Annotated in this window: 13 protein-coding genes; 6 read left to right on the top strand and 7 right to left on the bottom strand. The window is 64.3% G+C overall.

The features are described from left to right. The first annotated feature begins 55 nt into the window (after window positions 1–55). Both H0S73_RS15555 and H0S73_RS15560 read left to right on the top strand, forming a co-directional pair. Complete coding sequence (locus H0S73_RS15555) at window positions 56–1,006, top strand: carbohydrate kinase family protein (RefSeq protein ID WP_181052998.1); 951 nt, start codon at window positions 56–58, stop codon at window positions 1,004–1,006. 20 nt (window positions 1,007–1,026) lie between these two features. Next, window positions 1,027–2,280, top strand: a complete 1,254-nt coding sequence (locus H0S73_RS15560; RefSeq protein WP_425488227.1) for an AGE family epimerase/isomerase — start codon at window positions 1,027–1,029, stop codon at window positions 2,278–2,280. On the opposite strand, the gene H0S73_RS15565 is transcribed toward H0S73_RS15560, so the two are convergent. Further along, window positions 2,271–3,206 (bottom strand): ribokinase, encoded by a 936-nt coding sequence (locus tag H0S73_RS15565; RefSeq protein WP_181053000.1) that lies wholly within the window; start codon window positions 3,204–3,206, stop codon window positions 2,271–2,273. The genes H0S73_RS15560 and H0S73_RS15565 overlap by 10 nt on opposite strands. Window positions 3,207–3,621: 415 nt before the next feature. On the opposite strand from H0S73_RS15565, the gene H0S73_RS15570 reads away from it, so the two are divergent. Next, entirely contained in the window at window positions 3,622–4,356 is a 735-nt protein-coding gene (locus tag H0S73_RS15570; protein ID WP_202049816.1) for a PhoH family protein, read from the top strand. Window positions 4,357–4,590: 234 nt separating this feature from the next. Here H0S73_RS15570 and H0S73_RS15575 read toward each other — a convergent pair whose 3' ends face one another. Continuing rightward, on the bottom strand, window positions 4,591–5,178 hold the full coding sequence (locus H0S73_RS15575) for a cold-shock protein (protein WP_181053001.1): 588 nt from the start codon (window positions 5,176–5,178) through the stop codon (window positions 4,591–4,593). A gap of 224 nt (window positions 5,179–5,402) precedes the next feature. Then, complete coding sequence (locus tag H0S73_RS15580) at window positions 5,403–6,557, bottom strand: zinc-binding metallopeptidase family protein (RefSeq protein ID WP_181053002.1); 1,155 nt, start codon at window positions 6,555–6,557, stop codon at window positions 5,403–5,405. Window positions 6,558–6,759: 202 nt separating this feature from the next. Here H0S73_RS15580 and H0S73_RS26110 point away from each other — a divergent pair, with 202 nt between their 5' ends. The 3 genes from H0S73_RS26110 to H0S73_RS15590 all read left to right on the top strand — a co-directional run bounded on the left by H0S73_RS26110 (window position 6,760) and on the right by H0S73_RS15590 (window position 8,382). After that, window positions 6,760–6,888: a hypothetical protein gene (locus H0S73_RS26110; protein WP_281369174.1), complete on the top strand. Its 129-nt coding sequence runs from the start codon at window positions 6,760–6,762 to the stop codon at window positions 6,886–6,888. A gap of 500 nt (window positions 6,889–7,388) precedes the next feature. After that, window positions 7,389–7,775, top strand: coding sequence for a response regulator (locus tag H0S73_RS15585; RefSeq protein ID WP_181053003.1), 387 nt, complete (start codon window positions 7,389–7,391; stop codon window positions 7,773–7,775). 184 nt (window positions 7,776–7,959) lie between these two features. After that, window positions 7,960–8,382, top strand: a complete 423-nt coding sequence (locus H0S73_RS15590) for an SET domain-containing protein (RefSeq protein WP_181053004.1) — start codon at window positions 7,960–7,962, stop codon at window positions 8,380–8,382. Window positions 8,383–8,566: 184 nt separating this feature from the next. On the opposite strand, the gene H0S73_RS15595 is transcribed toward H0S73_RS15590, so the two are convergent. The 4 genes from H0S73_RS15595 to H0S73_RS15610 form a co-directional block, all read right to left on the bottom strand. Further along, window positions 8,567–10,045, bottom strand: a complete 1,479-nt coding sequence (locus H0S73_RS15595; RefSeq protein WP_181053005.1) for a mannitol dehydrogenase family protein — start codon at window positions 10,043–10,045, stop codon at window positions 8,567–8,569. Between the two features lie 92 nt (window positions 10,046–10,137). Further along, window positions 10,138–10,980 (bottom strand): ABC transporter permease, encoded by an 843-nt coding sequence (locus tag H0S73_RS15600; RefSeq protein ID WP_181053006.1) that lies wholly within the window; start codon window positions 10,978–10,980, stop codon window positions 10,138–10,140. Window positions 10,981–10,985: 5 nt separating this feature from the next. Beyond that, window positions 10,986–11,897 (bottom strand): ABC transporter permease, encoded by a 912-nt coding sequence (locus tag H0S73_RS15605; protein ID WP_181053007.1) that lies wholly within the window; start codon window positions 11,895–11,897, stop codon window positions 10,986–10,988. Then, the gene (locus tag H0S73_RS15610) at window positions 11,897–12,982 is read right to left on the bottom strand and encodes an ABC transporter ATP-binding protein (protein ID WP_181053008.1); all 1,086 of its coding nucleotides are present in this window, start codon (window positions 12,980–12,982) and stop codon (window positions 11,897–11,899) included. Before H0S73_RS15610 ends, H0S73_RS15605 begins: the two co-directional genes overlap by 1 nt. Window positions 12,983–12,999: the final 17 nt, after the last annotated feature.

Here is a 12,999-nt window from a genome sequence, read left to right on the forward strand (position 1 = left end):
GATCGCAACGGTCGGGCTCCATGAGTGTCATTGAGGTTTTGTCCGGAGGCTTTTCATGATCCTGGTTTGCGGCGAAGCCCTAATCGATCTCTTTATCGGAGCCCCGGCTCCGACCGGTTTTCCTGCGGAAGCCGTTGCCGGTGGGTCACCCTTCAATGTGGCCATCGGAATAGGCCGCCTCGGACGGCTCGCCGCCTTCCTGTCGACCCTGTCGGACGATGTGTTCGGCACATTCCTGGCGGAGAAGCTCGCCGAATCCGGCGTGAGCGCCGCCTATCTCCAGCGCTGCCCGAACTATACCACCCTCAGCGTGGTCGCGACGAACGCCTCGGGGCAGCCGCGATATTCGTTCTATGCACCCAATTCCGCCGACCGCGCGCTCGCGCCCGAAATGCTCCCGGCCCGGCTGCCTCCTGACGTGAATGCCATTGCGGCGGGGTCCTATGCCCTGGGCGTCGAGCCCATCGCCAGTGCCATCGAGGCGCTCCTTCGCCGCGAGGCGGGGTCACGCGTGATCTCCCTCGATCCCAACGTCCGGCCGCGCGTCGTCGGCGATCTGAAGGCCTATCGCGACCGCTTCGAAGGCTTGCTTGCCTATGCGGACATCGTGAAGGCGAGCGACGAGGATATCGAGCTTCTCTATGCCACCCGCGACCTTGCCTCCGCGGCCCGTGCCTGGCTGGCGCTCGGTCCGAAGCTCGTGATCATCACTCGCGGGGAAAAGGGCCCGCTGGCGGCGTTCGGAGATCGGATCGTGGAGCGCCCCGCTCCAAGGATCGACGTGGTGGATACAGTCGGCGCAGGCGACACCTTCCATGCCGGCCTTCTGTCCTGGCTCGATGCCAACGACCTGCTCACGCCCGGCGCGATGGCCGGGTTGACGGAGGGGCAGGTCACAGAAGCCCTCGATTTCGCAGCCGCAGCGGCGGCCATCGTCTGCACCCGTCGCGGCGCCAATCCGCCCTCCTGGGCGGAGGTCGAACAATTCATGGCGTCACGCGCCTGATCACAACGGAACCTGTCATGATGATGTCCCAGCCCGTCCTCCCTCCCCTTGGCCCGAACTGGCGCTCCAACCGCTTTCATCGGCAATGGCTGCTGGAGCAGGCGAATGCTCTCTTCGATTTCTTCCAGCACGGCATCATCGATCCGGCAGGCGGCTTCTTCGATCTCGACGATACGGGTCGGCCCATCGAGACCGGCAACCCCGTCCGGCAGATCCACAACACAACCCGCATGGTGCATTGCTTCGCCATCGGCACCCTGCTCGGCCGCCCTGGTAGCGACGCTATCGTCGACCATGGCATGAACTACCTCTGGAATACCCACCGGGATGCCCAGCACGGCGGCTATGTCTGGTCGCTGGACAACGACGGACCGAAGGACGACACCAAGCAGGCCTATGGGCACGCCTTCGTCCTGCTCGCCGCCTCAAGCGCGAAGGTGGTGGGACACCCCCTCGCCGACCGCCTGATCCAGGACATCACCCAGGTTCTGGAAGAGAGGTTCTGGGAGGAGCAGCACGGAGCCGTGACGGAGGAATTCTCCCGCGACTGGCAACCCTTGAGCCAGTATCGCGGCCAGAATTCCAACATGCACCTGACGGAAGCACTGATGGCCGCCTTCGAAGCCACGGGCGACAAAGCCTATCTCGACAAGGCCGAGCGGATCGCGAGCCTGGTCATCGGCCGTCACGCTGCCTCCCTCGGCTACCGAGTGGCAGAGCACTTCCATGCGGACTGGAGCCTCGACAAGGAATATCGCGGCTACGATGTGTTCCGCCCCTACGGCACGACCCCGGGCCATTGGCTGGAATGGGCGCGGCTCGTGCTCCAGCTCTGGTCTCTCGGCGGCAAGCGTCATGCCTGGATGCCGGAGGCGGCTCGTGAACTCTTCCGCCAATCCATCGAACTCGGATGGGACAAGGAAAAGGGCGGCTTCTTCTATGCCCTCGACTGGGAGGATAAGCCGCGACTGCCGCAGAAGCTCTGGTGGCCCTGCGCGGAAGCCATCGGCGCGGCGGCTTTCCTGGGTGCCCATGACCCCAGCGATTACCACGAGCAATGGTACCGCACCCTCTGGGGCTTTGCCGACCGGCACCTGATCGACCACAAGCACGGTGGGTGGCGCCCGGAACTGACGGAGGACCTGAAGCCGGGTGCGACCCTCTTCACCGGCAAGCCGGACCTCTACCACGCCCTGCAGGCCTGCTTGATCCCACTCTTCCCGGCGACCGGGAGCCTGACCAGGGTGATCCCGGAGGTGCTCTCTCAAGCCTGACTCAAGTGATGCTCCAGGGCTTTTCTCTGGGGCATGCCTGCCTGGGCGCCTGCCGTCAGGCAGGACAGGGACGCAGCCGCGCAGGCCCGCTCCATGGCCTGCCCGATCTCCAGCCCCTCGGCGAGCCCATGGGCCAGGACACCGACGAAGGTGTCTCCTGCGCCCGTCGTATCGACCGGGACGATAGGGCGCGCGGTGGCATGGATCTGGGCGCCGTCAGGGGTAATGGCATAGGCGCCACGCGATCCCGCCGTGACGATGCAGGTCGGGCCGAAGGAACGGGATAGATCGTATCCTGCCTTGAGATAGTCGTCGCCCGACCGCTCGCCGACAATTTCGGCGATGGCAAGCGCCTCGTGCTCGTTGACGACGAGAACGTCTGTCACGGCCAGGAGTTCGGCAATGGCCGAGCGCTCCTTGACGGCCGGCACCGGGGCGAAATTCCATACGACCTTGACGCCCGACCGGCGCGCCCGCGCGGCGACCTCCAGAGAATCCGCGATCGGCACCTCCATCTGGAGCACAAGAACGGAAGCCCTGGACAGGAGGCTCTCGGGCAGGTCGTCCGAACGCAGCGCCATGTTCGCCCCGCTGGCGACCGTGATGGCGTTCTCCCCGGCCTCGTCGACGGTGATGAAGGCGCAGCCGGTAGGCTCGTCCGTCACCCGGATGGCGCCCACATCCACCCCGTTCTCTTCGAGATTCTTGAGGCAGGCCTCACCGAACGGATCGTTGCCGATCGCCCCGACCATGGCGACCCGGAGCGGCCCGCCTTGACCGATCCGCGCGGCCGCGACGGCCTGGTTGGCGCCCTTGCCGCCGAAGAAGCTGTCGGCCCGGCGGGACAAGACGGTTTCGCCCGGGCGGGCGATCCGCTGGACCCTTGCCACGAGATCCATGTTGATGGAGCCGAAGATGACGATCATGCCACGCTGCCCTTTTTCGAGGCGCCATCCTTACCATCCGTCAGCTGCGATTGGCGAGGGCCGGCCGTTCAGGCTTCCCCTGGAAACGACCTCGCCCGCCATCCACAGCTATTTCCTCCCTCCGTTTCACAGAGGGATTATGCCCGGGAACCAAGCGGGCCGCCTCAACATTTGACTCGCAGGTAGGCGTAGCAGCGGTAAACTGTCATCAGAATCAAAGATAGTTTGCCACTGGCAGATTGAAGAACAGGCTTTGATGGGCAGGCAGGTTGATCCTCACCGTCCGGATCGCGGAAATCCACCGCCCGCAACGACTCGCCCTCGCAAACAACCTTCTCTTGCAAGTTCCCCCAGACGCCTCTGCGCGGCGCCTGGATAGGTCTCTGTGCGCAGTTCCAAACCCCGGAGTTGGTCATTGAGCAAGCATCAGGAGAAGCAGAGCCGCAAGACCCGCCGCTCCCATGAAACAGCGCAGGTCTTCGACCTCACCGGATCCAAATTCCAGGCTGAGCGCAGCCTCCCGCCCATTAAGCCGCTCAATGCAACGCAGGACGATTATCTCGACGCTCTGAAGAACAGCGCCCAGGTCGTGGTTCTCGGGCCCGCTGGGACAGGCAAGACCTGGATCGCGGCGACCTATGCGGCGGACCTTTTCCGCCAGCGCCGTATCCGCAAGATCATTCTCACCCGCCCCAATGTCCCGAGCGGCCGCTCCCTTGGATTTTTTCCCGGAAGCCTGGAGGAAAAGTTCGGCCCCTGGGCTGCCCCCGTCATCGAGGCCATCAAGGAGCGGATCGGCAGCGCCGCCTACGACATCGCGGTCAAGAACGGCGATATCGAGATGGTGCCCTTCGAGGTCATGCGCGGGCGCTCCTGGCGCGACGCCTTTATCCTTCTGGACGAGGCGCAGAATGCTACTCCGGCCGAAATGAAGACCTTCCTGACCCGCATCGGCGAGGATTGCACGGTCGTGATCAACGGGGACGTGAGCCAGTGCGACCTGCGTGAGACCTCGGGCCTGCGGACGGTCATTCACCTGATCAAGTCGCAGATGCTCCCGGTCCCGATCATCGAGTTCACGCTCAACGAAATCGTCCGGTCCGGCGTCTGCGAGATGTGGGTGCGGGCCTTCGAGGAGGTCCATTGCTAGAGCATTTTTCGGTGAAGTGACTTCCGTTCACTGTCGAAGAATGCGGCAAGGCGCAGAAGAGATGATTTCGCGCAAGTGGAAACATCTCTGGAGGATCGGCCCCGACATGCCTTCATTTCGGGGCCGATCGACATCGTCCGGCCGCCAACGGCGGACGCGCGAAAGCCCGGGTCTAGGCCTTCCCGCAGGGGGAAGGCCTAGACCCGAGGGATTTCACATAAAAGGCTGGTGGCCTTAGGCGAGCTCGATGGCGCCGACTTCGGGGCCCTTGCGGCCTTCGACGATGGCGACGCGGACCGCCTGGCCCTGCTCAAGCTGGCTGAGGCCTGCGCGCTCCACGACGGAAATGTGCAGGAACAGGTCCTTGCTCTCTCCCTCGACGGACACGAAGCCATAGCCCTTCACGGAATCGAACCACTTGACGGTGGCCGGCACTTCCGGAGGACCACTGACCGGACGGGCGCTTGGGCCGCCGCTCGGACGACCAAACCCGCCACCGGATTGGCCGGGGCCGCTCGAACGCATTGGGCGCGGACCGCGGGCGGCACGCGGCGGCTCGGGTTCGGCCGTGCTGGCGTCGACGCTCACGATTTCCTGAACCTGCGGCCCCTTCTGGCCTGCGCCGACCTTGATGACCAGGGTCGTGCCGGATTCGAGCGCGGAATAGCCCGCCGCCTCGACCTGCCGGACATGCAGGAAGGCTTCGCCCGACCCGTCGGTCATTTCGACGAATCCAAAGCCCTTTTCAGGATTGAACCACTTCACCCGTGCTTCGGTCTCTGGTCCCGAGGCGGGAGAGCCATAAGATGTCTGCTGCCGCATGGGCCGTTCATAAGATGTTGGAGGAGCGAAATCGCCCCAGTGATCTTCGGGTTGACCGCCAAATTGACGTCGGCGATCACGGTGATCATTTCCCCGGCCCATCAGGACTGCCTTCTAAAGTCTCAAGTTTCGTAAACGCTATAGGCGTAACGCCCTCAACCATTGAGGGCAAGTCGATAACTACTCATACCTAGACATTTCATGCAAGGTCCCAAAAGGGCGTGTCATGCGGATTGTGGCGCTCCGGCCCGAGAATTCGGCCCTCCGATCACTGCCTTAGGAATATGACGACCGGCCTCGCCTCCCGGCCGGCGTCCGCTCCAGCTATGAATCCGCTCGTGGATGAAACCCAGCTTGGCAATGACCGCGGGGGCAAGGACGAAAGGATAAAGGTCTGGCTGCCCCATGCTGCGGTTCAGGGAATTGACGGCGAATGTCAGGGGTAGCCAGGCTGTGATCAGCCGGTTCAAATCGGCTTCCCGATGGGGGTCGAAGTCGATGTCCGCCGCAATCTCTTGTCCCCGGGCGATCCTGGGACGCACCGCCAAGCCGAAGGCATGGGCCGTCTCGAGGGTATCGACGATGTGGAGATAATGAGCCCAGGTCTCGGCGAAATCCTCCCAGGGGTGAGAGGCCGCGTAGGAACTGACGAACTCATCCTGCCAGTTTTCCCTGCTCCCCCGGGCATAATGAGCCTTCAGGGCCTCTCCATAATCCTGCCGCTCGTCTCCGAAGATCCGGCGGAAGCCCTCGAGGCTCGGATCGTCGCGGACCAGAACGTTCCAGAAATAATGGCCGACCTCATGACGTAAATGGCCCAGCAGGGTCCGATAGGGCTCTCCCATGCTGTGGCGCCGCCTTTCCCGCTCCGCATCGTCGGCTTCGGCGATGTTGATGGTGATCAGGCCGTTGTCGTGCCCGGTCAGGATCGAAGGCCCATCGGAAGAATTCTCCGCAGGATCGGCCAGAAAGTCGAAGGCGAGCCCCTGCGGATCCTCCGCCCGGGTCGCCAGGGGCAGGTCGAGCTTCAGCAAGGTATAGAAAAGCCTCCGCTTGGCGGCCTCCAGGCGGCGCCAACGGTCGAGGTTCCGCGGGCTGGAGAGATCCGGCACCGTGCGGTTATGCCGGCACGCCCGGCAATAGGGGCTTGCCTCCTCCGCCGGAACAAGCCAGTTGCAGGCCTCGTACTGCGAATTGGCACAGAAGCGGAAGCTCTTGCCGGACAAGGCTAAAGCCCTCCACCCCCCTTCTTCCCTCGGCTCCAGGGCGCTGATCTCCTGGATCGACGGAACGCAGCCGAGCCGCCGGCCGCAGTTCTCGCAGCGGCTGTTCTCGAAATAGAGCGGTTGGCCGCAGGCTTGGCATTCGAAAAGCTTCATGGATCGATCCCGAGGTGCCGCGGCCTAGCGAAGGCTGGGGTTGCCATTACGGCAACCTTCTGTGAAGCTGTTGGTTCGCAAGGCTTTGCACCGTCATTGGCCTGTCACTGCCCATAATTTAAGCTTCACGCGAAGCGCCTCTCATTTCATCATGGCGACACAACGGGCTCATGGTCCGGGCTCTCCATGAGGAGGATAACTCATGATCCATATTGCCAAGCAGGCGACGCAGGACGGCACTTTCACGGTTTATCTCGGCAATCGACCGGTCGCCTGGGGTCTGACCAGCCACGCCGCCGATGCCCTGATCCAAAGGCTCCTTCGGCCCTGATTCCCGATCCCTGACAATCTGCTAGACGGCCGCCGGTGGAGCCCTCGCCATCCGAGGCAACCGCATGGCAGATTCATGGAACGGGCTACCAATACACCTGGCAGACCATTGAGAGATCCTGCCACCCGATCCGCAACCGCAGCTCCCCGCCGCGCCCACGTCATTTCATCGTGAGGCACCGGGTCGCACGGACAGGGTCCCGGGCGCTTTTCGGCCAGCCGGTTCATCCGCTTCGCATGGGCGGACCATGCGCCCCCTGGACTTTCACCGGGACAAGGATTGCGCAGTCCTGCGCGCAGGTATTGCACATGCGAAAGCACTATAACCGAACCGCCCCGGACTCTTTACTTTGGTCACCCCACGGCATTACGATATGGAACTAAGTCATAATAACCTAAGATAGTGATGGCGCACCGAACCATCGACTATAGTTGTTGCAGCTGATTCGTTTTAACGACGCCGCAAGGCGCCAGGCAGATGCAATCCGGCTTGGAGGGGCTATGTTCGAGGGTCGCAGAAAGCGGGTCCTGATCGTCGAGGACGAAGCGATGATCTCGATGCTGATCGAGGACATGGTTCTCGATTTCGGATGCGAGATCGTAGGCCCGGCCGCACGTCTCGACCACGCGCTGACCCTTGCGCTTCAGGCCGATATCGATATCGGGATCCTCGACATCAATGTCGACGGGTCGGTGGTGTTCCCCGTAGCCGATGTCCTGCGTTTTCGCGGCGTCCCGTTCATCTTCTCGACGGGCTACGATTTCCGCTCGCTTCCCGAGCGGTTCCGCGACTCCCCGACATTGTCGAAGCCGTTCTCTTACGACAATTTTGCCGACACCCTGCGCCGCGCTCTCGCCGGAGCCGCGGATTCCTCGGAAGTCGTGTAGAGGCCGTCCGCGCCTTCTTCCAAAAGAACCTGCGCTGGATCGGGAGACGTCTCCGTCCGGATCCAAGTTCGACGCACAGGGTTTATCGCTCAAGCACCGGATCAGCAGAAAACCGGATACACTTTTCCGCACGATGCTCTAAGACCAGTGCGACTGTTCGCGTGCCTCGGAGTTTCCGCCCCAGATGAAAATGCAGCCCGCAGAAGGACCGTTTCGCATCGGGAGATCCGAAACCGGCCTCGGCCTGTTCGCGACCGACGTGATCGAGAAGGGCACCTTCATCATCGAGTATGTCGGCCCCAAGATCACGAACGAGGAAGTGCAGCGCCGGCGCAACACGCGCTACCTGTTCGAGATCAGCGACCGCTGGACCATCGACGGCTCGCCCCGCTGGAACACCGCCCGCTACATCAACCATGGGTGCCGCCCAAACGCCGTGGCGACGGTGTCGCGCGGCCGAATCCGCATCAAGGCGATCAAGCGCATCAAGCCCGGCGAAGAGATCACCTACAATTACGGCAAGAACTACTTCGAGACCTTCATCAAGCCGATGGGCTGCCGGTGCAAATCCTGCGAGCGCAAGAGGGCGAAGCTGGCGGCCGAGTGAGGTCGGCGTCGGTCGGAGCGCGGGAATGACGTCCATCACGTCATCACCGGGCTTGTCCCGGTGATCTCGATTTGAAAAGCGCTGAGCCTCACAGAAGCGGGATGGCCGGTACAAGGCCGGCCATGACGTGAGAGGTTATCAGCCGATGCATCGCGGACTGCCATGACATCGCGGACATCGCCCCCTACTCCGCGCCGAATTCCTCAACCGTCCTCCGGGCGCCCTTGTCGTAAAGCCGCGTCAGATGCGCCGTCACGGGTTGCGTGAAGCGCGGGTCGTTGGGCAGATCGTCGCCGAAGATTTCGCGGATGCCGAACAGCGCATTCGCCAGGCTCTCGGCCGAGCCCCCTGCCCGGTCGGCCAGCTCCCGCAGCCGGGCCGCCAAGGGATCGCGCACGTCGATGGCCGCGCCTTTCTCGTCGATGCCGGTCACGTAGCGCATCCACGCCGCCACCCCGAGGGTCAGGCGCGCGACGGGGGCGCCGTCGCGCAGGCGGTCGCGGACCGTGCCGAGGAGGCGCTGCGGCAGCTTCTGCGAACCGTCCATGGCGATCTGCCAGGTTCGGTGCTTCAGGGCCGGGTTCTTGAAGCGCTCGATCAGCGCCCGCTTGTAGGAGGCGAGATCCGCGCCGGGCGGCATGTGGAGCGTCGGGGTGACCTCCTCGTCCATGAGCCCTTCGACGAGCCGCACGAAGGCCGGGTCGGCCATGGTGTCGGCCACCGTCTCGTAGCCCGCGAGATAGCCGAGATAGGCGAGCGTCGAATGGCTGCCGTTGAGCAGCCTCAGCTTCATGTGCTCATAGGGCTCCACATCGGCGACGAACTCGGCTCCCGCCTTCTCCCAGGCCGGACGCCCCTGCGAGAAACGGTCCTCGATGACCCATTGGGTGAAAGGCTCGGTCACGACGGGCCAGGCATCCTCCACGTGGAGGGCCTCGCCGATGCGCTGCCGGTCCTGGTCGCTGGTCGCGGGCACGATCCGGTCGACCATGGTCGACGGACAGGACACCTCTTTTTCCACGAACCGACCGAGATCCGGATCGACCAGTTCGGCAAAGCGCGTGAGAACCCGCTTCACCGTACGGCCGTTGGAGGGAAGATTGTCGCAGGTGAGAACCGTGAAGGGCGGAATACCCGCCCGGCGGCGGCGGCGAAGCGCCTCGACGATGAAGCCCGGCGCGGAGCGCGGCGTCCTCAGATAGGCGAGGTCGTGAACGATGTCGGGATGGGCCTCGTTCAGGGTGCCGGTTGCCGGATCGTGGCAATAGCCCTTCTCGGTCACCGTCAGGGTCACGATCCTGGTGCGCGGGTCGGCCATGGCGTCGAGGAGGTCGTCGGTGGCGCGCGGGGCGACGATGACCCGGCCGATGGACCCGATGATGCGCAGCGTCTCGCCGCCTTGCGAGCGCACCGAAAGCGTATAGAGCCCGTCCTGCGGAGCCAGCGCGTCGAAGGTATCGGGGCTGCGCAGGCTTGCCGCCACGATGCCCCATCGCGGGTCGAAGGCGAGTACGTCGTCCGTGTAGACCGCCTGATGCGCCCGGTGGAAGGCCCCGATGCCGAGATGCACGATCCCGGTCGTCACCGTCCGCCGGTCATAGGCCGGATGCCGGATGCCATCCGGCAAATCGGCAAGAGAGTCTTCGTTCAAGCGATCCGACATGGTGTCCTCGAAATCCGGCCTTAAAGGGAATGCGCGTATTCCCCTCCCCACAAGGGGGAGGAGAGCCTGTCAGCGCTTTATAAGTCAAACCCTCAATGCGCCGGCTGCTGCTTCGCCCGCGTGACGATCTGCGTCGGGTTGACGAAGCGGAGCGCGATGATCAGCCAGACGAGGGTCGTGACCATGTAGATCACCGCCATGGCGTCGATGGACTGCACGGCGCGCACGCCCGCGGCGAAGACCGCATAATAGAGCGCCACCACGAGGGTCTGGCTCGTCGGGCCCGCCACCAGAAAGGTCAGCTCGAACATGGCGATGGTACGCACGAGCACCAGCAGCAGGGCCGCGAGGATGCCGGGCAGGAGCAGCGGCAGGAGCACGTGGATGAAGAGCTTGAACGTGTTGGCGCCGAACACCCGGGCCGCCGCCTCGATCTTCGGGTCGATCTGCTCGATGAACGGGATCATGACGAGGATCACGAAGGGAACGGTCGGCACGAGATTGGCCGCCACCACGCCCCAGAACGTGCCCGCCAGACCGGTCTGGTAGAGCACGGTCGCCAGCGGGATGCCGAAGGTGATCGGCGGGATCATCAGCGGCAGCAGGAAGAGCAGGACGAGCAGCCGCTTACCCGCGAAGTCCCGGCGTGCCAATGCATAGGCGGCCGTCACGCCGAGCGCGCCGGAGACGAATACCACGGCGGCGATCACCTGGAACGTGACCATCAGCACGTCCCAGAGCTGGAACTCGTTCCAGGCGGAGGAATACCAGCGCGTGGTGAAGCCCACCGGCAGCCATGTGCCGAGCCAGCGGGTGGCGAAGGAACTCGTCACCACGGTGGCGATCATGGCGAAGAGGTTGATGACGAAGAAGCCGACGAGGAACCAGATGGCCGCCGCCCAGAGCTTGGAGCCGAGTGTCGTGTCGCGGATCATCGGCTTTACCCTTTCGCGCCGGAAGCGGGGCCACGGTAGAACAGGCCGCGCGAGGCGAGCACCGCCACCACGATGGCGAGCTGCACGAAGCCCATGATCATGGCGATGGAGGAGGCCATGGAGTAGTCGTATTCCTCGAAGGCCGCCGTCGCTGCGGCGATCGAGATGACGCGGGTGATGCCCGCGGGCTCGCCCAGCAGCACCGCCGAGGGGAACACCGAGAAGGCCTGCACGAAGGACAGGCAGAAGGTGATGGCGAAGCCCGGCATGAGCAGCGGCAGATAGACATGGCGGAAGCGCTGCCATGCGCTGGCGCCGAGAGTCGCGGCGGCCTGTTCCAGCGCCGGGTCGATGCCCGTGACGTAGGACAGCGTCAGCAGGAAGGTGAACGGAAAGCCCGTGATCACCAGGGATGCGAAGACGCCCCAGTAATTGTGCACGAGCTTCAGGGGCTGCGAGATCAGCCCGAAGGTCATGAGGGTGCGGTTGAACCAGCCCTGCGGGCCGAGATAGTTCAAGAGCCCTTCGGCCACGAGAACGGTCCCGAGGGTGATCGGCAGGACGAGGATCGTGGTCAGCAGGCGCTGGCGCCGCATGAGTCGCACGCGGAAGGCGATCGGCACTGCCAGCACCAGATTGAGGAGCGTGACGGGAATCGCGAGCCGGAGCGTGTTGCCGATCGTGTCGTAGAGAAACGGATCGGAGAAGAAGCGCTTGTAGTTCGCCAGCCAATCGCCCCCCGCCTTCGGCTCGAAGGAGAGGATGAAGCCGAACGCGAAGGGATAGACGAAGAGCAGCAGGCTGAAGATCGCCGCCGGGATGACGAGCAGGGTCACCGCGTCGAATCCCCGCGCGGCGAGACGCTGGCGCAGGTTCGGGCCATGCTCGACCGGGGCCGTGGGAGCAAGCGCGTCCATCAATGCCTCCCCTGGATGGGCTCCGCGAAGACGAGAACCCGCTGGTCGTCCGCCCGCAGATGCACGCTCGATCCCGGCTCGACCGGCTGATGGGAGCGGAACACGAAATCGAGCCCGCCGGCCGAATGGGCGGTGCCGACGAATTCGCGGCCGCGATACTCGATGGTGTCGACGATGGCCGCGATGGCGTTCGGCCCCGCCTCGCCGACCATGAGGTCGTCCGGGCGGATGGCCGCGTAGGCGGCGGAGCCGGCGGCGAGGCTCTCGCGGGCGACGCCGCTGATCCGTGCCCCTTCCACGTCGAGAACGGCGCGGCCGCCATCGGTTGCGACCACCTTGCCCTTCAGCTTGTTGCGGAACCCCATGAAATCGGCCACGTCGAGATGAGACGGCGCCTCGTAAAGCTCTTTCGGCGTTCCGACCTGCCGGACAACGCCGTCGCGCAGCACCACGATGCGGTCGGCGAGCGACAGGGCCTCGTCCTGGTCGTGGGTGACGTAGATGGTCGTGGCGCCGAGTTCGTTGTGGATGCGCCGGATCTCCGCGCGCATCTCGAGGCGCAGCTTGGCATCGAGGTTCGACAGGGGCTCATCCATCAGCACCAGCGGCGGCTCGATGACGATGGCGCGGGCAATCGCCACGCGCTGCTGCTGGCCGCCGGAGAGCTGGCCCGGCAGCTTGTTCTCCTGGCCCTGCAGGCGCACAAGGCTCAGGGCCTCGTCGACCTTGCGGTCGATCTCGGCCTTGGGCCTGCCGCGCATCTTGAGGCCGAAGCCGATGTTCTGGCGCACGTTGAGATGGGGAAAAAGCGCGTAGTTCTGGAACACCATCCCGAACCCGCGCTCCTCGGGACGCAGCGTGTCGACCCGGCTCTTGTCGAGCCAGATCGCCCCGCCGGTCACAGGCAGAAGACCCGCGATGCAGTTCAACGTCGTCGATTTCCCGCAGCCCGACGGCCCGAGCAGCGCGATGAACTCGCGCCGCCGGATGGTGAGGGAAACGTCGCGCAAGGCGTTGAGCGCTCCGAAGTCGCGGCTCACACGATCGAGCCGCACTTCGTCGAACTGGGAAAGGGCAATGGTCATCGCGGGTCCTTGTTCTT

It is taken from the genome of Microvirga mediterraneensis (assembly GCF_013520865.1).
Classification (GTDB): Bacteria; Pseudomonadota; Alphaproteobacteria; order Rhizobiales; family Beijerinckiaceae; genus Microvirga; species Microvirga mediterraneensis.